20 protein-coding genes are annotated in these 20481 nt (G+C 70.9%); 13 read left to right on the forward strand and 7 right to left on the reverse strand.

All coding sequences use genetic code 11. The features are described from left to right. Positions 1-39: 39 nt before the first annotated feature. From fur to BKK79_RS25115, 3 genes are all read left to right on the forward strand, one after another. Complete coding sequence (fur, locus tag BKK79_RS25105) at positions 40-486, forward strand: ferric iron uptake transcriptional regulator (RefSeq protein ID WP_071017717.1); 447 nt, start codon at positions 40-42, stop codon at positions 484-486. 49 nt (positions 487-535) lie between these two features. After that, entirely contained in the window at positions 536-793 is a 258-nt protein-coding gene (locus BKK79_RS25110) for a hypothetical protein (protein WP_071017715.1), read from the forward strand. 87 nt (positions 794-880) lie between these two features. Continuing rightward, complete coding sequence (locus BKK79_RS25115) at positions 881-1699, forward strand: MipA/OmpV family protein (RefSeq protein WP_083384334.1); 819 nt, start codon at positions 881-883, stop codon at positions 1697-1699. Between the two features lie 61 nt (positions 1700-1760). Here BKK79_RS25115 and BKK79_RS25120 read toward each other — a convergent pair whose 3' ends face one another. Next, the gene (locus BKK79_RS25120; protein ID WP_071017713.1) at positions 1761-2672 is read right to left on the reverse strand and encodes a DMT family transporter; all 912 of its coding nucleotides are present in this window, start codon (positions 2670-2672) and stop codon (positions 1761-1763) included. Between the two features lie 484 nt (positions 2673-3156). Here BKK79_RS25120 and BKK79_RS25125 point away from each other — a divergent pair, with 484 nt between their 5' ends. Both BKK79_RS25125 and BKK79_RS25130 read left to right on the forward strand, forming a co-directional pair. Next, positions 3157-3474, forward strand: coding sequence for a PadR family transcriptional regulator (locus BKK79_RS25125; protein ID WP_071039157.1), 318 nt, complete (start codon positions 3157-3159; stop codon positions 3472-3474). Positions 3475-3702: 228 nt separating this feature from the next. Beyond that, entirely contained in the window at positions 3703-5655 is a 1953-nt protein-coding gene (locus BKK79_RS25130) for a sensor domain-containing diguanylate cyclase (RefSeq protein WP_071039158.1), read from the forward strand. A 47-nt stretch (positions 5656-5702) separates the two neighbouring features. Here BKK79_RS25130 and BKK79_RS25135 read toward each other — a convergent pair whose 3' ends face one another. Beyond that, positions 5703-6047, reverse strand: a complete 345-nt coding sequence (locus BKK79_RS25135) for a hypothetical protein (RefSeq protein ID WP_071017707.1) — start codon at positions 6045-6047, stop codon at positions 5703-5705. Between the two features lie 249 nt (positions 6048-6296). Between BKK79_RS25135 and fumC the strand changes: the two genes are divergently transcribed. After that, positions 6297-7706, forward strand: coding sequence for a class II fumarate hydratase (fumC, locus tag BKK79_RS25140; protein WP_071017705.1), 1410 nt, complete (start codon positions 6297-6299; stop codon positions 7704-7706). Positions 7707-7713: 7 nt separating this feature from the next. Here fumC and BKK79_RS25145 read toward each other — a convergent pair whose 3' ends face one another. Further along, positions 7714-8265 (reverse strand): ureidoglycolate lyase, encoded by a 552-nt coding sequence (locus tag BKK79_RS25145; RefSeq protein ID WP_071039159.1) that lies wholly within the window; start codon positions 8263-8265, stop codon positions 7714-7716. A gap of 375 nt (positions 8266-8640) precedes the next feature. Between BKK79_RS25145 and BKK79_RS25150 the strand changes: the two genes are divergently transcribed. After that, complete coding sequence (locus tag BKK79_RS25150; protein WP_084085154.1) at positions 8641-9918, forward strand: MFS transporter; 1278 nt, start codon at positions 8641-8643, stop codon at positions 9916-9918. 89 nt (positions 9919-10007) lie between these two features. Further along, positions 10008-10712, forward strand: a complete 705-nt coding sequence (locus BKK79_RS25155; protein WP_071017699.1) for a FadR/GntR family transcriptional regulator — start codon at positions 10008-10010, stop codon at positions 10710-10712. Positions 10713-10857: 145 nt separating this feature from the next. On the opposite strand, the gene BKK79_RS25160 is transcribed toward BKK79_RS25155, so the two are convergent. Together BKK79_RS25160 and BKK79_RS25165 are read right to left on the reverse strand one after the other, a co-directional pair. Then, a complete protein-coding gene (locus tag BKK79_RS25160) occupies positions 10858-12021 on the reverse strand; it encodes an iron-containing alcohol dehydrogenase (protein ID WP_198173420.1) in 1164 nt (387 codons plus the stop codon). A 194-nt stretch (positions 12022-12215) separates the two neighbouring features. After that, positions 12216-13670: an NAD-dependent succinate-semialdehyde dehydrogenase gene (locus BKK79_RS25165; RefSeq protein WP_071017695.1), complete on the reverse strand. Its 1455-nt coding sequence runs from the start codon at positions 13668-13670 to the stop codon at positions 12216-12218. Positions 13671-13837: 167 nt separating this feature from the next. Between BKK79_RS25165 and BKK79_RS25170 the strand changes: the two genes are divergently transcribed. The 4 genes from BKK79_RS25170 (at position 13838) to BKK79_RS25185 (ending at position 17134) form a co-directional block, all read left to right on the forward strand. Continuing rightward, positions 13838-14665, forward strand: coding sequence for an IclR family transcriptional regulator (locus BKK79_RS25170; RefSeq protein ID WP_231908191.1), 828 nt, complete (start codon positions 13838-13840; stop codon positions 14663-14665). A 154-nt stretch (positions 14666-14819) separates the two neighbouring features. Then, positions 14820-16466 (forward strand): FAD-dependent oxidoreductase, encoded by a 1647-nt coding sequence (locus BKK79_RS25175; protein WP_071039162.1) that lies wholly within the window; start codon positions 14820-14822, stop codon positions 16464-16466. Continuing rightward, a complete protein-coding gene (locus tag BKK79_RS25180; protein WP_071017690.1) occupies positions 16456-16635 on the forward strand; it encodes a hypothetical protein in 180 nt (59 codons plus the stop codon). The genes BKK79_RS25175 and BKK79_RS25180 overlap by 11 nt, the downstream gene beginning before the upstream one ends. A 31-nt stretch (positions 16636-16666) precedes the next feature. Continuing rightward, positions 16667-17134 carry a MarR family winged helix-turn-helix transcriptional regulator gene (locus BKK79_RS25185; RefSeq protein ID WP_071039163.1) on the forward strand — a complete coding sequence of 156 codons (468 nt, stop codon included), beginning with the start codon at positions 16667-16669 and terminating at the stop codon, positions 17132-17134. Between the two features lie 452 nt (positions 17135-17586). On the opposite strand, the gene BKK79_RS25190 is transcribed toward BKK79_RS25185, so the two are convergent. Together BKK79_RS25190 and BKK79_RS25195 are read right to left on the reverse strand one after the other, a co-directional pair. Beyond that, positions 17587-18381, reverse strand: coding sequence for an SDR family NAD(P)-dependent oxidoreductase (locus BKK79_RS25190; protein ID WP_071017687.1), 795 nt, complete (start codon positions 18379-18381; stop codon positions 17587-17589). A gap of 105 nt (positions 18382-18486) precedes the next feature. Beyond that, on the reverse strand, positions 18487-19239 hold the full coding sequence (locus BKK79_RS25195; protein ID WP_071039164.1) for an SDR family oxidoreductase: 753 nt from the start codon (positions 19237-19239) through the stop codon (positions 18487-18489). A gap of 213 nt (positions 19240-19452) precedes the next feature. Between BKK79_RS25195 and BKK79_RS25200 the strand changes: the two genes are divergently transcribed. Next, complete coding sequence (locus BKK79_RS25200) at positions 19453-20388, forward strand: 2-hydroxyacid dehydrogenase (RefSeq protein ID WP_071017682.1); 936 nt, start codon at positions 19453-19455, stop codon at positions 20386-20388. Positions 20389-20481 lie beyond the last annotated feature (93 nt).

Raw genomic sequence — 20481 nt, forward strand, 5'->3', positions numbered from 1 at the left:
CGGCGTCCCGGCCATCCGCCCTTGCCGGGCTTGTGCCGCATGCTTATGCCACCCGATAGCTCCGATCCCATCGACCTGAAGCGCGCCGGCCTGAAGGCCACCTCGCCGCGCATGCGCGTGCTGGAGGTGTTCCGCGCCAGCACCCAGCGCCACCTGAGCGCCGAAGAGGTCTATCGCGCGCTGCTGTCGCAGGACCTCGATGCCGGGCTGTCGACCATCTACCGCGTGCTCAACCAGCTGGTGCAGGCGAACATCCTGGTGCGCCGCACCTTCGAGTCCGACCATGCGGTGTTCGAGCTCAACGAGGGCGGCCACCACGACCACCTGATCTGCGTGAGCTGCGGCCGCGTCGAGGAGTTCACCGACGAGGGCATCGAACGGCGCCAGCGCGAGGTGGCCTCGGCCAAGAACTTCGCGCTGCGCGAGCACATGCTGGTGCTGTACGGCCTGTGCCCGGCGTGCCACGCGCGCGAGTCGCTGGACTGAAGACCGGGGCCGGCGCGCCCCGCCACCCGCATCCATCGGAGGCTGCACCATGGCCCGCAGCAGCAAGCCGCTCCCCGAACTCAGGCAGATGCTGGCGCAATGCCTGCTCGAAGTACCCGGCTGCGGCGACTGCGAGTTGCGCGCGGTCTGCGTGCATCGCCCCGACCATACCGGCTGCAACTGGAGCGCGGAGGTCGACTTCCCTGCGCGCGGCGAGGAGGAGGCGGTGCGCGACCTGCCGCGGGCCCGCCGCGTGATCGTGCTGATGCGCGAACGCTACAACGTCGTACCGGGCAGCGCTGCCTGAAGCACGCGGGACGCTGCGGCGGGGCGCGCGCGGTTAGAATTGGCGCCGCGCGCCGCTGCCGCGGCGGCATGACCTTCCCGCCCTCGCATGCTCCCTGCTTTTTCCCCGCGCCGCTGCGCGCTTGCCGCCGGCCTGCTGCTGTGCGGCCTGTTCCTGTCCGGCCAGGCGTCGGCACAGGCCGATGCCCCGGCCGAGGCGAAACCGGACGCCCCCGCCGGCAACTGGAAGATCGCCGCCGGCCCGGGCGTCTACGTCGCGCCCGACTTCCCCGGCTCGCGCCACGCGCTGGTCTATCCCATCGTCTACCAGGACATCGACTACGCCGGGCGCTTCTTCTCGCGCGGCTTCGATTTCCTCGGTGCCTACCTGCTCAACAACGATGTGTGGCAGGTCGGCGCCGACTTCCAGCTCGACCCCACCTGGCGCCGCGCGCGCGACGATGCGCGCCTGAACGGCCTGGGCGACGTGCAGATGACGGTGCGCGCGCGCGCTTTCGCGCAGGCGCAGATCTCCTTCGTCACGCTGTCGGCCGACCTGGCGCAGGACATCGGCGGCCAGAAGCAGGGCCTGATCGCCAACGGCGACGTGCTGTTCAGCCTGCCGGCCGGCAAATGGCTGTTCACGATGGGCCCGGGCGTGACCTGGGGCAACGGGCAGTACATGCGCACCTTCTTCGGCGTGAACGCGCAGCAGAGCCGGGATTCGGGCCTGCCGGTGTACAGCGTGGGGGCCGGGCTGCGCGAGTGGCACGCCAACGCCATCGTCAGCTACGACATCTCGCGCCGCTGGTCGGCGCTGGGGGCGGTGACCTTCGCGCGGTTGCGCGGCGATGCCGGCGCCAGCCCGATCACCGAGCGGCGCCAGCAATGGACCGCGATGGGCGCGCTGACCTATCGCTTCCGCTGACGGTCTCGGCGACGGTCCCGCGACGCGGGGTGGCGTCCCGCCCTGCCGCCCTGCCCGGCACTCAGCTGCGCGCGGCGGACGGTGCCGCCACCGGCGCGGCCGGCCGCAGCACCAGCCAGACGGCGCCGCCGATCAGCGCGCCGCCGGCCAGGTGGGCCCAGGACAACCGCTCGCCCAGGAACAGCGCCCCCCACACCACGCCGAACGGCGGAATCAGGAAGGTCACGGTCAACGAGCGCACCGGACCGAGGTCGGCGATCAGGCGGTAGTAGAGGATGTAGGCGATGGCGGTACACAGCATGCCCACGGCGACCATCGCGCCCCATACCGTCGGCCCGGCCAGCGGCAGCGTATTGTGCTGCCACAGCGAGACGGCGCTGAACGGCAGCAGGAAGAGCGTGGCGCCCACCATGCTGCCCGCCGCCACCAGGCGGCTGTCGAGGCCGCCGCGCGCCGTGATCCACTTGCGCGCCAGGAAGCCGGCCAGGCCGTAGCAGGCGGTCGCCACCAGGCAGGCTGCCGCGCCCAGCAGCACCTGCGCCGTGAAGGCCACGGGACCGCTGCGCGTCAGCACCGCCACGCCGGCCACGCCGAGCACCACGCCGAGCGCCTTGGCACGCGTCAGCCGTTCGGCGAAGAACAGCGTCCCGATCAGCACTCCCATCAGCGGCGTCATGGCATTGAACACGGCCGAATAGCCGGCCGGCAGCCACAGCGCGGCCACCGCGTACATGACGAAGGGGATGCCGGAGTTGATCACGCCCAGGGCCATCACCGCCGGCCATTTGCCCCGCATGTCCCAGCGCACGCGCAGCAGCACCAGGCAGCCGGCCAGCGTGACGGCACCGATCAGCACGCGCAGGAAGGCCGCGGTCAGCGGGCCCAGCACGGGAGCGCCGATGCGGATGAAGAGGAAGCTGGCGCCCCAGATGGCGGATAGCGCCAGCAGGCGGGCGAGGTCGGAGACGGTCATGGCGGGGGAAAAGGCGTCGATGGCAGTGGGAATCCGGAGTTGCCCGGTGTTGCCATTACAGCACCGCTGGCAGCCGCTTGCTGGCTGATTTCGGACATTTCCCCACGCCGGCCGCCAGCGCATGATGCAAGGATTGGGGCCGGGGGCCAGTCCCGGCCGAACCGGCCTGCCCGCCAGAGGGAAATGCGGCGATCGGCAGGAGAAAGACGCCGGATGCGGGCGCGATGTGCGCGGTTGTCACCTTGCGAGGGCGGGACCCTGGACTCCTCCCCCACTGAAGAAGGGAGTGTGATACAGGATGGTGACAACCTGTATTAAGCAGATTTAAAATCTGATCTGCGCCAGAGTTAATTGACCCCTCCGACGCATTCCCGACAAGCCGCCACGGACGTGGCGGCTTCTTTTTTTGCCGCTCTATGCGGCGCACGGTTCACAACTATAATTCAAAGTCAACCGTTGGCGTACATGCTGCGTTTGCAGCGTCATGAAACGACAGTTCCTTGGCTTGCTAGCCCGAGTCTACGTCCTCCAGTTCGCGTTCGAGGTGCCGGCCACCGTGGCCATGCTCGCGGACATGCTGATGGAGTATGGCTTCCAGGTGGATATCGGCTCCGTCCGGCCGCTGCTGCGCGCGCTGCAGATGGATGGGTATATCGAGAGCGTGCTGCGCGACGGCATCGGGCGCGTCTACCTCATCACCGAACGCGGTCGCGAGGAGTTGCGCAACAGCCGCTCCCAGCTCGACCAGTTGTACCGCCGCCTGCATTCGCGCGGCGACGCCTCCGAAGCCGCACAAGGCTGATAAGGCTGATAAGGCTGACAAGGCTGAGCCGGGCGCAGCGCATTGCCGGAGCGGGGCATGGCGTGGCATGCGTACCCGTTTCTGCGTGGCGGCGACGATCCCGGCGAGGCGCGGGGCTCCCACTGCCAGCAGGATGTGCTAGCGTAGTCACTGCGGCTGTTGCTGCACGTTTCTCGTTTGCGCGGCATCCAGTGTGATGTCTGCAGCGCTCCGCCAACGTCGGCCTGCATGACCTTCCTACCGCTTTCGCTGAAAACACGCATCGCGCTGAGCACCGTGGCGATCGCTACGGTCTTCAGCGCCGGCATTGCGCTGGCCTCGCTGTATTTCGCCCAGCGCGACGTGCGGCAGGCGCTGCAGGACCAGCAGGACTCCATCGTCGAGCTGGCCGTCAAGCAGCTCGACACCTCGATGAACGACCGCATCACGCTGCTCGAGCACGTGGCCGCGCAATTGTCCGGCCACCTCGACGAGGGCCCGGCGCGGCTGCGCGAACTGGCCCAGCGCAGCGTCCCGGTGCCGGCCAGCTTCGACGGCGTGGTGGTGGCCGATGCACAGGGCCGCGTGCTGACCCGCAGCGGCGAGCTGGTCGGCATCGGCGACCGCGACTATTTCCTCGAACTGGCGCGCACCCTGCAGCCGGTCGTGTCCGCGCCGCTGCGCGCGCGCGTGAACGGCAGCAGCGGCGTGCTGGTCAGCGTCCCCATCTTGTCGCGCGACGGCGCCTTCCGCGGCCTGGTGGGCGGCTGGCTCGACCTGTCGCGCTCGAATTTCCTGGTGGAGCTGGGACATAGCCGCCTCGGTACCAGCGGCTACTATTGCCTGGTGTCCGCCGGCAGGCACCCGGTCTACGTGCAGCATCCGGACAGCGCGCTGACCCTGCGGCCGGCGCATGCGATCGGCGATACCTGCGGCAGCCCCAACCGGGCCGGCGCCCTCGAGTTCCTGCTGCCGCGGCGCCCCGTCATCGCGCGCTACCTGATGGCGAGCACCGGCTGGGAACTGGTCGCGGTGCTGCCGGCACAGGAGGCCTTCGCGCCGCTGCACCGGCTCGAACTGCTGGTGCTGTACCTGCTGCTGGCGGCGGTCGGCTGCGGCGCGGTGCTGATGTGGCTGGTGGTGCGCCACATGCTGGCGCCGCTGACACGCCTGCACCAGGTGGTGCGCGACAGCGCCCATGACCCGGCCGCCTATGCGCGCCTGCCGCAGCAGGGCGGCGACGAGATCCACGACCTCGGACGCGCCTTCGGCCTGCTGATGCGCGAGCTGGAGCGCCGCCGCGAGTTGCTCGACGCCAACGAGCGGCGGCTGCGTGCCGTCACCGACACCCTGCCGTCGCTGCTGGCGTTCGTCGACACCGACCAGCGCTACCTGTTCAACAACCTGGCCTATGAGCATGCCTATGGCATCCCGCTCGACCGGCTGCGCGGCATGACGGTCCGGGAAGTGATAGGCGAGTCACGCTACCGCGTGGTCGAGCCGCATTTGCGCCAGGCCCTGGCGGGCACCGCCGCCACCTTCGAGCTGGAGGAGAACGAACCGTCCTATCGCTGCCTGGAGGTCCAGCTGCGGCCGGAATGGAATGCGGGCAACGACCAGGTGGTGGGCGTCCATGTGCATGTCATGGACGTCACCCAGCGCAAGCTGGAGACGCTGCGCCTGTCGCGCATCTCGCGCCTGGACCACCTGACCCAGCTGCTGAACCGCAGCGGTTTCGAGAAGCGCCTGCAGGAGGCCATGGCGCGCAGCCGCGGCCAGCAGCGCCTGATGGCGCTGTGCTACCTCGACATGGACCGCTTCAAGGCAGTCAACGACTTCCACGGCCACGGCATCGGCGACCTGCTGCTGCAGGCCTTCGCGCGGCGCGTGCAGCGCTGCGTGCGCCAGGGCGACGCGGTCGCGCGCCTGGGCGGCGACGAGTTCGCCGTGATCCTCGAGGACCTCGGCAGCGCCGCGGCGGCCCGGCGCGTGGCGCAGGCCATCGTCGAGTCGGTCGGGCGCCACTTCCATATCAACGGCATCGTCGCCGACGTCGACGTCAGCATCGGCGTGGCGCTCTACCGCGGCGCCCCGATGGCCGACCACGAGCTGCTGCGCGCGGCGGACGTGCTGCTGTACCGCGCCAAGGCGGCCGGGCGCGGGCGCTACGAGATCGGCCCGGACGAACTGGCCGGCGCCTGAGCCGGACCCGGCGTCGCCCGCGCTCAGTGCCTCAGTGCCTCAGTGCCTCAGTGCAGTTCCTCGCCCTTGTCCTCGAAGGCGATGTGGCGTCCGTCGTCGGACTGGTAGCCGAGCTTGGCATCGGCGCCCATCATCTTCTCCCAGGCCAGCATGGCGTCGGCCACGGCCTGCGGTTCGCCCTTGAATATCAGCACATCGTTGCCGCAGGACGGGCACTGGCCGCCGAAGACGGCATCGATGCCCCGCAGGTCCGGAGCCGGGATGGCGTCGAACGTCGTGAACGCGGTCTTGCACGCGCCACACACCAGCTGCGCCGGCCGCAGCGCATCGAGGCGCGCGCGCGCCTGTTCGGCACGCTCTTGCGGCGTACCCCTCTTCTTGGCTTCACCCATATCGGATCCTTGACTGACTGCCGGCGCGGCGACGCGCCATCAACGCCGGCATTGTAGTGCACCGGCGCCGCATCCCGGTGGCACACCGCCCACATGGCGCGGGCGCCGCAACTCCGATGCGGCGCATGCACGGCAGCAGGCGCTGCCCCCATCACCATGGCGTCGACGCCACGGCATATCCTTGTATAGAGTGACATCGCTTACCTGCGGCCGTTCCCGCGCGGCCGATTTCCTTACAAGGAGCCATCCATGTCCGAACAGCAGTCTCCCGCCGCCTTCCGCATCGAACAGGACAGCCTCGGCGACGTGCAGGTACCCGCCGACCACCTGTGGGGCGCGCAGACCGAACGTTCGCGCCAGAACTTCCGCATCGGCACGGAAAAGATGCCGCCGGCGCTGATCGAGTCCTTCGCCATCCTCAAGCTGTGCGCCGCGCGCGCCAACCGCGAGCTCGGCGTGCTGGCGCCGGAACTGGCCCAGGCCATCGAGCGCGCGGCCGAGGAGGTGATCGCGGGCCGCTGGGCGCAGGAGTTCCCCCTCTCCGTCTGGCAGACCGGCTCGGGTACCCAGACCAATATGAACCTCAACGAGGTCATCGCCAACCGTGCCATCCAGCTGCTCGACGGCGAGGTCGGCAGCAAGCGGCCGGTCCACCCCAACGACCACGTCAATGCCAGCCAGTCGTCCAACGACAGCTTCCCGACCGCGATGCACATCGCCGCCACGCGCGCCATCCAGCGCCAGCTGCTGCCCGCGCTGGAGACGCTGCAGCAGGCCTTCGGCCGCAAGGTCGAGGCCTTCGCCGACATCGTCAAGGTCGGGCGCACCCATCTGCAGGATGCCGTGCCGCTGACGCTGGGGCAGGAGTTCTCCGGCTACATGGCGCAAACGGCGCACGCGCAGTCGCGCCTGCAGCAGGCCATGCTGCGCGCCATGCCGGTGCCGCAGGGCGGCACCGCGGTGGGCACCGGGCTGAACGCACCGCACGGCTTCGCCGCCGCCTTCGCCACGGCGCTGGCCGACTACACCGGCCTGCCGTTCGAGCCCGCGCCCAACCGCTATGCGCTGCAGGCGGCCCACGACGCGCTGACCGACCTGTCGGCGGCCCTCAACACCACGGCCTCGTCCTTCCTGAAGATCGCGCGCGATTTCATGCTGCTGGGCTCGGGGCCGCGCGCCGGCTTCGCCGAACTGCAGCTGCCGGCCAACGAACCCGGCTCCTCCATCATGCCCGGCAAGGTCAACCCCACCCAGGCCGAAGCGCTGGCGATGGTGTGCTGCCGCGTGATCGGCAACCACACCACCATCACGCTGGCCAACGGGCTGGGCACGCTGGAGCTGAACGCGTACAAGCCGGTGCTGATCTACAGCCTGATGCAGAGCGTCACGCTGCTGGCCGATGCCGTGGCGAGCTTCGCCGACCATATGGTGGCGGGGGTGCTGGCGGACGAGGAGCATATCGCCGAGCTGCTGGCGCGCTCCCTGATGCCGGTGACGGCCCTCAATCCGCATATCGGCTACGACAAGGCGGCCGAGATCGCCAAGCTGGCGGTCAAGCGCAACCTGTCGCTGCGCGAGGCGGCGATCGCCTCCGGGCATGTCAGCGAGGCGCAGTTCGACCAGTGGATCGACCTGAAAGGCATGACGCGCGAAGTCTGAAAGAAGGCTAGGCCGATGCCAGCGCGGCCGGCAGCGCCAGCCAGAGCGGCCGCGCCAGCGTGACCTCGTCGCAGTTGGCGCCCTCGCCGCCGCGGTCGACCACGGCGAAGCGCGAGGGCGCGCCCACCGCCAGCAGCATGTGATGCCACACGCCGGCGTGATAGTTGACCCCCTGCACGCCATCGGAGAAGAAGGCACGCACGGCCTCGGGCCGGACCGTGTCGCCGCGTGGCGCCACCACCACCAGGAAGGGCCGGCCGTCCAGCGGCAGGAAGGCCTGGCTGCCCAGGGGGTGGCGCTCCAGCATGCGGATCGCCAGCGGGTACGCATAGGGCCTGGCCTCGAACAGGTTGATCAATGCGTGGCCCTGCCCGACCTCCACGCGCGCCAGGCCATGGTGCCGGCGCACCATGCCGCCGTTGATGTCGAAGGCGCCGGCATCGCCGGGAGCGCGCGGCTCGATCACGTCGCCGAAGGGCGCGAAGGCCGCACGCGTGAGCGGCTCGGCCCGCAGCAGGGTCGAGGGATCCGGCGCGGCGGCCGGGCGGAAAGCAGACATCGGCAACTCCTTGGACAAATGGCTTGGTTCCTGTGGGATCGCCCCACTGGTATGACCAGTCATGCCTGAATTCTGCGGCAAAGGGCCGAGCCGCACAAGACATCCCCTGCGCGCCGCACTTCCCCGATATTTTGCCTGCATGGCGGCTCCTCCCGGTCTTCCCGGTCTTCACGAAGCACCGCGCGCGGCACGGCATGCTTGACACGGGCCTGGCCGGCTCCTACCATTCGCCGAACTGGTCTGACCTGTACGACTAGTGCACCGGGATCCGCGCCAGGATCCGTCGCGTGACGAAATCAACTACCCAAGGAGACACCCGTGACCCCTACCGCAAGCGGCCGGGCGGCGCCCGCAGGCACCGCCACCCCGAGCGCGATGGCGCAACTGCAGGAGGACGCCGTTTACCGCAAGGTGGCCTGGCGCCTGATGCCCTTCCTGATGCTCTGTTATGTCGTGGCCTATCTCGACCGCGTCAATGTCGGCTTCGCCAAGCTCAGCATGCTGGCCGACCTGCAGTTCAGCGAGTCGATCTACGGACTCGGGGCCGGCCTCTTCTTCATCGGCTATTTCTTCTTCGAAGTGCCCAGCAACCTGCTGATGCACCGCATCGGCGCCAAGGCCACCATCGCGCGCATCATGATCCTGTGGAGCCTGATCTCCGCGGCGATGATGTTCGTGCAGACCCCCTCCCAGTTCTACGCGCTGCGCTTCCTGCTGGGCGCGGCCGAGGCCGGCTTCTATCCCGGCATGATCCTGTACCTGACCTACTGGTTTCCCTCGCACCGGCGCGCACGCATGGTGGCGCTGTTCATGGCCGCGATCCCGATCTCGGGGATCTTCGGCGGCCCGCTGTCCGGCTGGGTGATGCAGGCCATGCACGACACCCACGGCCTGCGCGGCTGGCAGTGGATGTTCCTGATCGAAGCCGTACCCTCGCTGCTGACCGGGCTTGCCGTGCTGCGCTACCTCGACAACGGCATCCAGTCCGCGCGCTGGCTCAGCGCCGAGGAGAAGGCCGTGCTCGAACGCGGCATCGCCAGCGAGAACGCGCAGAAGTCCGGCCACATGTCGCTGCGCATGGTGGCCACCGATACGCGCGTGCTGAAGATGACGCTGATCTGCTTCTGCACGGTGATGGGACAGTACGGCCTGACCTTCTGGCTGCCCACGCTGATCAAGCAGACCGGCGTCGACAGCGTGCTGCACGTGGGCCTGCTGACCGCGATCCCGTTCAGCGTGGCGGTCTGCTCGATGCTGCTGGTCAGCCGCAGCTCCGACCGCCTGCGCGAGCGCCGCTGGCACCTGATCGTGCCGTTCTGCTGCGGTGCCGCCGGGCTGGCGCTGAGCGCCGCGTTCAGCCACGACACCGCGCTTTCGCTGGCAGCGCTGGCACTGGCCGCGGGCGGCAGCCTGGCCACCTCGCCGCTGTTCTGGAGCCTGCCCACCGCCATCCTGTCGGGCGTGGGCGCCGCCGCCGGCATCGCCCTGATCAACTCGGTGGCCAACCTCGCCGGCTTCCTGAGCCCTTACCTGATCGGCCTGATCAAGGACACCACGCACAGCACCGATGCCGCGATGTACGTGCTCGCCGCGGTCCTGCTGTGCGGCGCGCTGTTGACCTACACCGTGCCGGCCAGGCTGGTCGACAAGTAGCCGCGCCGGGGGCCGCGCGGCGGCACGGGCGCGCGGCGATGTGGGCTAAAATCGCGCCAACCCATCCTGCCCCACCGCCCTTGCCCCGCATGACCGGACCGCTCTCCACCGTCGCCAACCAGGCCGTCAGCCTCATCCAGCAATGGGTACGCGATGGCGTGTTTCCCGCCGGCACGCTGCTGCCTTCGCAACGGGAGCTGGCGGTCCGGCTCGGCATCAGCCGCGCCTCGCTGCGGGAAGCCATCTCGACACTGCAGGGGCAGGGCATCGTGGTATCGCGCCCGGGCAAGGGCGTCTACGTGGCCGAGCCGGGCGAAGCCGGCACGCCGCCGCCCTGGCGCTTCGCCGCCACCCATTCGCTGATCGACATCTACCAGCTGCGCTTCGCGCTGGAAGGGCTGACCGCGCGCCTGGCGGCGCAGGCGATCTCGGCCGGCGAGATCGCCGCCCTGCGCGAGAATGCGCAGGCGATGCAGCAGGCGATCGAGGCCGACGCCTTCGACGTCGCCTCGCAGCTCGACTATGAATTCCATGCGCTGATCGTCACGGTCGCGGGCAACCAGGTGATCGGCGAGATCCTGCGCGAAAGCGCCGAGATGATGCGCGAAAGCCAGCGCCTGCCCTACTACCGCCGCGGCGCGCGCACCGCCACCTTCACCGAGCACGGCGCCATCATCGAGGCGCTCGCGGCACGCCAGCCGGACCAGGCCCAGCAAGCCATGCAGCGCCACATCATGCTGGCCGCGCGCCGCGCCGGCGTGCACTTTCCCACCGGCGACGAGCGCGACGACTGAGTCCCCCGGCGACCGGCGCAAGGGGGAACGACGGGCCGCCGGCGCGGGCACGGTGCGCGTGGTGCGCGTGGTGCGCGTGGTGCGCGTGGTGCGCGTGGTGCATGCGGTGCCGCCTCATGCCAGCCCTTGCGTGCCGCCCCGTGCGTCAGTACGCCTCGCGGTAGAGCGCCAGCGCGTCGGCCTCGCTCACTTCGACCGGGTTGTTGACCAGCAGGCGCGTCTGCTTCATCGCGTCGGCAGCCAGCATCGGCAGGCTGTCCTCGCTGACGCCGACGTCGCGCAGGCGGCGCGGCGCGCCGCTCTGGTCCATCAGCGCCTCCATCGCGCCGACGAAGGCCGCCGCGCGCGCCGTCGCATCGGTGCCGGCGGCACCCGCAGGCACCCCCAGCACATCCGCCAGCTCCGCATACAGCGCGGCCGCCGCGCGTGCATTGAAGCGCAGCACCGGCCCCAGCATCAGTGCGTTCGACAGGCCGTGCGGCACGTGGTAATGGCCGCCCAGCGGATAGGCCAGCGCGTGCACGGCCGCCACCGGCGAGTTGGCGAAGGCCTGGCCCGCGAGGGTGGCGCCCAGCAGCATGGCCTCGCGCGCGGCGCGGTCGGCGCCGTCGCGGCAGGCCGCCAGCAGGTTGCCGCCGAGCAGGCGCAATGCCTCGCGTGCCAGCGCGTCGGACAAGGGGTTCTTCTTGTGGCGCCCGGTGTAGGCCTCGATGGCATGGACCATGGCGTCGATGCCGGTGGCCGCCGTGGCCAGGCGCGGCAGCCCGAGCGTGAGCCGGGCGTCGAGCAGCACGTGGTCGGCGTAGAGCTGCGGCGCGACCACGCCCATCTTGCTGGTCTCGCCGGTGGTCAGGATCGAGATATTGGTGACTTCCGAGCCGGTGCCGGCGGTGGTCGGCACCAGCACCAGGGGCAGGCGGCCGCCGCGCACGTTGCCGATGCCGTACAGCGCGGACAGCGGCTGCTCCGAGACCAGCAGCACGGCGGCCAGCTTGGCCACGTCGAGCGGCGAGCCGCCGCCCAGGCCCAGCACGAGATCGGCGCCGGCGGCGCGGCCCTGGGCCACGCAGGCGTGCAGGGTCGCCTCGGGCGGATCCGGCACCACGTCGTCGAATACCGTGACGGTGCAGCCCGCGGCCCGCAGGCTGGCCTCGATCGGCGCGGTCAGGCCGTGCCGCACCAGGCCGGCGTCGGTCACCAGCAGCACGCTGCGCTGCGCCTGGCGCGCCGCGAGCCACTCGCCCAGGCGCGCGGCGGCACCCCACTCCACATGGATGGACGGCACCGTCCGGAATTCAAAAGCCTGCATCGTCACGCTGGTCTCCTCTGCTGTGTTCTCTGTGCTGTCCCGTCGTGCGGGCGGCGCGGTCGCGGCGACCGCACGGATGCGCACGGCGCCGCCCCGGCGCGCGTGCGTCAGTGCCGCCGGCGCGGCATGGCATTGCGCCGGCTGGTGCAGCGTTGGGCTATGCCGGGCTACGCTGGGCTATGTTGCGCTGCCGCTCAGCGGATGGCCGAGCACAGGTACTTCATCTCCAGGTACTCGTCGATGCCGTACTTCGAGCCCTCGCGGCCCAGGCCCGATTGCTTGACGCCGCCGAAGGGCGCGACCTCGTTGGAGATCAGGCCGGTGTTGTGGCCGACCATGCCGTAGTCGAGCGCCTCGCCCACGCGCCAGGCGCGGCCGGCGTTCTCGGTGAAGAAGTAGGCGGCCAGGCCGAACTCGGTGTCGTTGGCCATGGCGACCACCTCTTCCTCGGTATCGAAGCGGAACAGCGGCGCCACCGGCCCGAAGGTTTCCTCGCGCGCCACCCGCATCGACTGCGTGACGCCGGTCAGCACGGTCGGCTCGTAGAACAGGCCGCCGAGGGCGTGGCGCCTGCCGCCGGCCGCCACCTGCGCGCCCTTGGCCAGCGCATCGGCGACGTGGCTTTCGACCTTCTCCACCGCCGCCTCGTCGATCAGCGGCCCGATCTGCACGCCCGGCTGCGTACCCGCGCCCACCGGCAGCTCGCGCACGCGCCGGGTCAGCTTCTCGGCAAAGGCCTCGTAGACGCCGGACTGCACGTAGAGGCGGTTGGCGCAGACGCAGGTCTGGCCCGCATTGCGGTACTTGGAGGCGAGCGCCCCCTCGACCGCGGCATCGAGGTCGGCATCGTCGAAGACGATGAAGGGCGCGTTGCCGCCCAGCTCCAGCGACAGGCGCTTGATGGTCGGCGCGCACTGCGCCATCAGGAGGCGGCCGACCTCGGTGGAGCCGGTGAAGGACAGCTTGCGCACCTTGTCGCTGGCGGTCAGCACGCCGCCCACCACGCGCGCGTCGCCGGTGACGATCTGCAGCACGCCGGCCGGCACCCCGGCCTGCTGCGCCAGTTCGCCCAGCGCCAGCGCGGTCAGCGGCGTCTGCTCGGCCGGCTTGACGATGATGGTGCAGCCGGCGGCCAGTGCGGGGCCCACCTTGCGCGTGATCATCGCGGCCGGGAAGTTCCACGGCGTGATGGCGGCGCAGACGCCCACCGGCTGCTTGATCACCACCAGGCGCTTGTCGGTCTGCGGGGCAGGGATCACGTCGCCGTAGGTGCGCTTGGCTTCCTCGGCGAACCACTCGATGAAGCTGGCCGCGTAACGTACCTCGCCCTTGGCTTCGGCCAGCGGCTTGCCCTGTTCGGCCGTCATCAGCGCGGCGAGATCGTCGGCGTTGGCGAGGATCAGGTGGAACCAGCGCATCAGCACGGCCGCGCGCTCCTGCGGCGCCAGCCGCGACCACGGCTTGAAGGCCCGGTCGGCGGCGGCCACCGCCGCCTCGACGGCCGGCGCGCCCAGCGACGGCACACAGCCCACCAGGCTGCCGTCGGCGGGATTGCGGACTTCGATCACGGCACCGTCCGCGGCACCTTGCCAGCGTCCGTCGAGAAGGCATTGATCGCGCAGCAGCGCGGGGGATTGCAGCGTCAGCAAGATTTCACTCCGTTTGGTGACCGTGCCGGTCGGGGGCTGGGCGGACCCGGTTCGCTTGCCGTGACATCGGGCTCGCCAACCTTGCCAAGTTCAATAGGTTGAACTAAGATCCGCATATTGAACTATCAGTGTGCCTTTGTAGTGCGGCCGGAGGGAGTTTGTCAAGAATGAGCGAGGCACTGCAGCCGTCCGGCATGGACGCTCCCGGACACGGGCAGGAAGACAATGCGGCGGCGCAGGCCGAAACCGTGCCGGCGCTGCGGCGTGCCGTGCGCATCCTGGACTTCGTCAGCGCGGCGGGTGCGCCGCCCACCGCGGCCGACCTCGCGCGCGCGCTCGGCCTGCCCAAGAGCAGCGCGCACGGGCTGCTCGCCACCATGCTCGAACTCGGCCTGCTGGCGCGCGCGGGCGACGGCACCTTCCGCCTGGGCGCCCACCCGATGCACTGGGCCAACGGTTTCCTGGCCCAGTTCGACCTGGTCGGGGAGTTCCAGCGCTACTTCGCCGAACAGGCCGAGCTGAGCCGCCACACCATCACGCTCAGCGTGCTGGAGGGGCGCGACGTGATCTACCTGGCCTGCCGCAACAGCGCCGACCCGCTCGGCTTCACCTTCCGCATCGGCATGCGCCTGCCCGCCCCCTTCACCGCAACCGGCAAGATCCTGCTCAGCGCGCTGCCGGACGCCGCGCTGCGCCAGCGCTTCGGCCAGCACTGGCCGGCTGCCCTGACTCCGCACAGCGTGGCCGGCCTGCCGGCCTTCCTGGCCGAGATGCGGGACACGCGCGCGCGCGGCTTCTCCATCGACGAAGGGCAGGTGCGCGAAGGCATGCATTGCATCGGCGCCGCCATCCGCGATTTCTCGGGGGAACCGGTGGCCGGCATCGCCGTCAGCCTGCTCGAGCACGAGGCCACGCCGGCGGCAGTGCAGGCCACCGGGACCCAGCTGGCGGCGGTGGCCGCCGCGCTGTCACGCCGGCTCGGCATGCCGGGCTGAGGGCGCGGCCAGCACCGCGGGGAGCCCGCGGCTCCGGCAAGTTGCCGTCCGCGTGGCAGCGGGCGCGGGCCAGGACGGGAGGGGTATACGCTGGTTGTGCACGCAACTATTATCGACATATAGTTGAGCACACAACCAGATTACGGAGACTTCCATGCCACCCACATCCCAGCCCTGGCCGGAGCGGGTCCCGGTGCTGATCGCCGGCGGCGGGCCGGTCGGCCTGGCCCTGTCGGCGCTGCTGGCCCGGCATGGCATCGCCTCGCTGGTGGTCGAGGCGGACGAGGGCTACTGCAGCGGCAGCCGGGCCATCTGCATGTCGCGCCGTTCGCTGGAGATCCTCGGCTGGGCCGGCGCGGACGCCGCCACCGTGGCGACCGGCCTGGCCTGGGTGGGCGGGCGCAGCTACTACCGCGACACCGAGGTGCTGCATTTCCGCATGCCGAGCGAGCCGCACGAGCGCTTCGCGCCGATGGTGAACATCCAGCAGTACTACATCGAGGAATACGCCCACCGCGCCGCCCAGGACGTCGGCACCTTGTCCGACGTGCGCTTCGGTGCGCGCGTGGCCGCGGTGCACGCCGCCGACGATGGCGTGACGGTGGAGATCGACACGGGTGGCGGCAGCGCGCGCGTCGCCGCGCAATGGCTGGTGGCCTGCGACGGCGGGCGCAGCATGGTACGCGAGCAGCTCGGCCTGCGCATGGAAGGCATGCAGTACGAGGGCCGCTACGTGATCGTCGACATCGAGCAGGACACGCGGCGCGAGGTCGAGCGGCTGGCCTGGTTCGACCCGCCCTCCAATCCCGGCTCCACCATCCTGATGCATCGCCAGCCCGGCAATGTATGGCGCATCGACTACCAGATCCGCGATGACGAGGATGCCGACGCCGCGGTGCGGCCGGAGAATGTGCTGCCGCGCGTGCAGAGCCATCTCGACATGATCGGCGAGAACGCCCCCTGGAAGCCGCTGTGGATCTCCATCTACAACGCCAAGTGCCTGACGCTGCCGCGCTACCGCTACGGGCGCGTGCTGTTCGCCGGCGACGCCGCCCACCTGGTGCCGATCTTCGGCGTGCGCGGCCTCAACTCCGGCCTGGACGATGCCGGCAACCTCGCCTGGAAGCTGGCGTGGGTGCTGCGCGGGCACGCCGAGGCCTCGCTGCTGGACTCCTATTCGGATGAACGGGTGCACGCCACCCGCCAGAACATCGCCTACGGCGCCAAGAGCACGGAGTTCATGGCGCCGCCCGATTTCGCCTTCCGCCTGATGCGCGAGGCCGCGCTGCGCCTGGCGCTCGACCATCCCGAGGTGCGCTCGCTGATCAACCCGCGCCAGTCGGCGCCGATCGACTACGCCGGCTCGCCGCTCAACGGCCCGTCCGACTTCGACGACGCGCCCGGCGCGGCGCCCGGCTGTCCCGCGCCCGAGGCCAGCCTGCTGCGCGGCGCGGAGGCGGTGCACCTGAGCCAGTCGTTCGGCCGGGCCTTCACCCTGCTCTGCTTCCAGGCGGACGGCGCCGTGCCGGACGCGCTCGGCGCGCTCGCTGCGGGCAAGGCCGGCCCGCCGGTGCAGTGGCTGGTGGTGGCCCCGGCCGCCGCGCCGGGCGGCGACGGCGTGCTGCGCGATGCGCACGGCCAGGCCTGGCAGCGCTACGGCGCCACCCACGGCACCCTGTACCTGATCCGGCCCGACGGCTATGTGCTGGCGCGCTGGCGCCAGCCCGACCCGGACCGCGTGCAGGCCGCGCTGGCGCCCTTCCTCCTCAACCTGCCCGCTGGAGCCTCCGATGCAAGCTGACGACCTGGACCGTGCCTACACGCAGTTGTGCCGCACCATGGCCGAAGTCGGCGAGGCACGCACGCCGCTGCTGCTGGCCGCCCTGTGCCTGGCCCTGATCAGCCGCGAGGCCGAAGCCGCGCCGGTGCTGCAAGCCATCGAGGATGCGCGGCGCGCCTGCGGCGTGTAAAGTCGCAGGCGCCCGACCCGGAATCGCCGACATGAAGCCGCTGCCCCGCCTCGACCAGTTCCTCACCTACCGCCTGCACCAGGTCAACAAGCTGAGCGAACGCGAAAGCACCGAGGCCTATCTCGTGCAATGCGGGCTGCCGCTGGGCGAGGGACGCTGCCTGGCGGCGATCGGGGCCTTCGAGCCGGTCTCGGTCAACACGCTGGCACAGCGCGCCAACCTGACCAAGGGCCAGGCCAGCCGCAGCGCGCAGGCGCTGGTCGAACGCGGCCTGGTCAGCAAGGAAAGCAGCGACGAAGACGGGCGCGGCGTCGTGCTGACCCTGACGGCGCGCGGGCGGCCGCTGTACCGCAAGGCGATCGCCGTCATCGCCGGCCTCAATGCCGAGCTGTTCGGCTGCCTCGACGCCGCCGAGCAGGCCCACCTGGGCAGCCTGCTGGACCGGCTGGTGGCGCACGCCGGCACTCGCGGCAAAGACGGGGACAGCACCGGGGAATGAGATGAGGATGGGTCCGCCGTCGCGGGCCCCGCAGGCCCCGCCCCGCAAAGCGTACCCATTTCTGCGAGGCTGCCGCAAGGCGCCTGCGAGCGGCATGGCGGGCCGGATCACCCAACCCGCCCGTGCGCGACGCCTGTACGGCACGGCCGCCCCTGCCGCCCGCCGTCTTCCCTTTTTCCGGCCCGCGATCCGGCCCAAACCCCGCGATTCAGGCCCGGCGGCATCTGCTGCCAGTGTCCGGACCCATCGGTGACAGGCGTGCGGGAGCCTGGGCGGCTGCCTGCCGCCGCCGGTCCTGCGGGCCCGGGTGAGCGTCACCGGTCGGGATCGCTCCGGGCCCGGGCGTACCCATTTCTGCGTACCCCCGTCCGCGCATCCAGGTCCGCATCCACATCTGCGTACCCGTTTCTGCGTATGCGCCCCCACCCGGCGCCGGCGCCCGGCAGCGCGCCTCAAGCGATGGTGTCCACCACCCCGCCATCGACCCGCAACGCCGCGCCGGTGGTCGCCGAGGCCTGCAGCGAGCAGGCATAGACCACCATGTTCGCCACCTCCTCCACGGTGGCGGCACGCTGCAGGATGGAGCTGGGCCGCTTGGCCTTGACGAAGGCGGCGGCGGCTTGCTCCACGCTCACGCCCTGGCTGGCGGCCGCCTCCTGCAGCATGGCGGCCACGCCCTCGGACAGCGTCGGTCCCGGCAGCACGGCGTTGACGGTCACGCCGGTGCCGCGCAGCCGCTTGGCCAGCCCGCGCGAGATGGCGAGCTGGGCGGTCTTGCTGAAGCCGTAGTGGATCATGTCCTCGGGGATGTTCAGCCCCGACTCCGAGGAGATGAAGACCACGCGCCCCCAGTCGCGGGCCTCCATGCCCGGCACGTAGGCCCGCGCGAGCCGCACGCCCGACATCACGTTGAGCTCGAAGTAGCGGCTCCAGTCGGCGTCCTCGAGCGCGAAGAAGTCCTTGGGACCGTAGATGCCAGCGTTGTTGACGAGGATGTCGACCGCGGGCACGGCGGCCACCAGCGCGGCACAACCGGCCGCATCGCCGACGTCGGCCGCGACGCCGCGCACCTTGGCGCCCGGGACGGCGGCGCGCACCGCCTCCAGCGCGGCCTGCAGGCTGTCCTGGTGGCGGCCGTTGAGCACGACTTCGGCGCCGGTGGCGGCGAGGCCCTTGGCGATGGCCAGGCCGATGCCGGCCGTGGAGGCGGTGACGAGCGCGGTCTTGCCGCTGAGATCGATCTGCATGGAGAGTCTCCGGTTGGCGTGCGCGAGCACGCATTCACTACCACTGGAAAAAACGGAAACAGGCGCGCGCCCGGCGGCACGATGCCGCCCGCCGCGCGCCTGTCCTCAGGCGATCGCCCCGCCGCCGTCGACCAGCACGGTGGAGCCTGTCACATAGGGGGTGCCGGCCAGGTACAGGATGGCATTGGCGACGTCTTCGGGCTGCCCCAGGCATTGCGCCGGCAGCCGCGCGGCGGCGCCGTCGTACATGGCCTGGCGCGCGGCCGGATCGAGCTTGTCCCACAGCGGTGTGGCGATCAGGCCGGGCGAGACCGTGTTGACGCGCACCGGCGACAGCTCCAGCGCCAGCCCGCGCCCGAGCGCATCCAGCGCCGCGTTGATCGCGCCCTGCAGCACCGAGGCCTTGCTCGGGCGGATGCCGAGGTAGCCCGACACCAGCGTGAGCGATCCGCGCGCGCGGATCGGCACCGCGCGCGCCACGCGGTAGGCGCCCCAGAACTTGCTGTCGAGCGCGGCGTAGGCATCGGCCAGTGGCAGCTGGCGCACCGGCCCGGTCGCGGTCTGGGCGGCGGAGATGACGACATGGTCCCAGGGCTCGGCCTGGGCGAAGAAGGCGGCCACGGCTGCGTCGTCGGTGACGTCGAGCACCTGGCCGGCGACGCGCGCGCCGGCGCCGGCACCGGCATCGGCCGCCCCCAGCGACGACAGCGACGACAGCGCCGCATCGAGCCTGGCCTGGTGACGCGAGGCGATGGTCACCTGGGCACCGCGCGCGGCGAAGGCCCGGGCCGCGGCCAGGCCGATGCCGGAACTGCCGCCGACCACCAGGACACGCGCCGCATCGAAATCGGGAAACATGGGAAGGACTCCTTGCTGGGGCCGGCACCAGCGCCGGCATCGCTGTCGATTATGGACAGCGGGCGCGCCCGCATCATCCATCCGGCATTGGAAGCATTGTTGTCCAGGATTTGATAATCGGCGGGCACGGGCGGCTTTTGTGCAGTGCGGCTAGAATGCCTCGATCCGGCCCGGCCCGCCGCCGGGTCCGGCTCTCTCCCCAGCCGCCACGCCATGAAACCCGACCTCCTCCTGCTGATCCACGTCTCGCCCAAGCATCTCGAACAGCTCGGCACCGCCTTCACCGTCCACTACGCCCCCGATGCGGTCCGCCGCGCGGCCTGCGTGGCAGCCGAAGGCGCGCGCATCCGCGCGGTCCTCACCAACGGCTCGACCGGGCTGCGCGCGGACGAGATCGACGCCATGCCGGCGCTGGAACTGCTGGGCGCGCTGGGCGCCGGCTACGAGAACCTGGCGGTGGCCCATGCCCGCGCGCGCGGCATCGCTGTGTTCAACGGCGCCGGCACCAACGATGCCTGCGTGGCCGACCATGCCATGGCCCTGCTGCTAGCCGTGGTGCGCGCGGTGCCGGCACTCGACCGCGCCACCCGGGCCGGGGTGTGGCGCAACGACCTGCCGCTGCAGCCCAACTTCTCGGGCAAGCGCCTGGGCATCCTCGGCCTCGGCACCATCGGCCGGCGCATCGCCCAGCGCGGCCAGGGTTTCGACCTCGAGGTCGGCTACCACAACCGCCAGCCGCGCGCCGACGCCCCCTTCCGCTATTTCGACAGCCTGGCGGCGCTGGCCGACTGGGCCGACTACCTGGTGGTGGCCACGCCCGGCGGCGCCGGCACGCGCCACCTGATCGACGCCGCGGTGATGCGCGCGCTCGGCCCCACCGGCTACCTGGTCAATATCGCGCGCGGCAGCGTGGTCGATACCGAGGCGCTGGCCGCGGCGCTGCGCGCGGGCGAGCTCGGCGGTGCCGGCCTGGACGTCTATGAGAGCGAGCCGGCGCCGCCGGCGCCGCTGCTCGATTGCCCCAACGTGGTGCTGACGCCGCACATAGCGGGCTGGTCGCCGGAAGCGATCGATGCCTCCTTCAACCAGTTCCTGGCCAATGCCGCGCGGCACGCCGCGGGCGAGCCGCTGCTGACGCCCATTCCCTGAGCGGGCGGCACGGGGCGGCCCCGGCCGCCCCGTGCCCGCTGGCGCAGGCAGTCTCAAAGGCGCTTCCAGGGCAGGTCCAGGCCACTCAAGGCC

The organism is Cupriavidus sp. USMAA2-4, assembly GCF_001854305.1.
Taxonomy (GTDB): domain Bacteria; phylum Pseudomonadota; class Gammaproteobacteria; order Burkholderiales; family Burkholderiaceae; genus Cupriavidus; species Cupriavidus malaysiensis.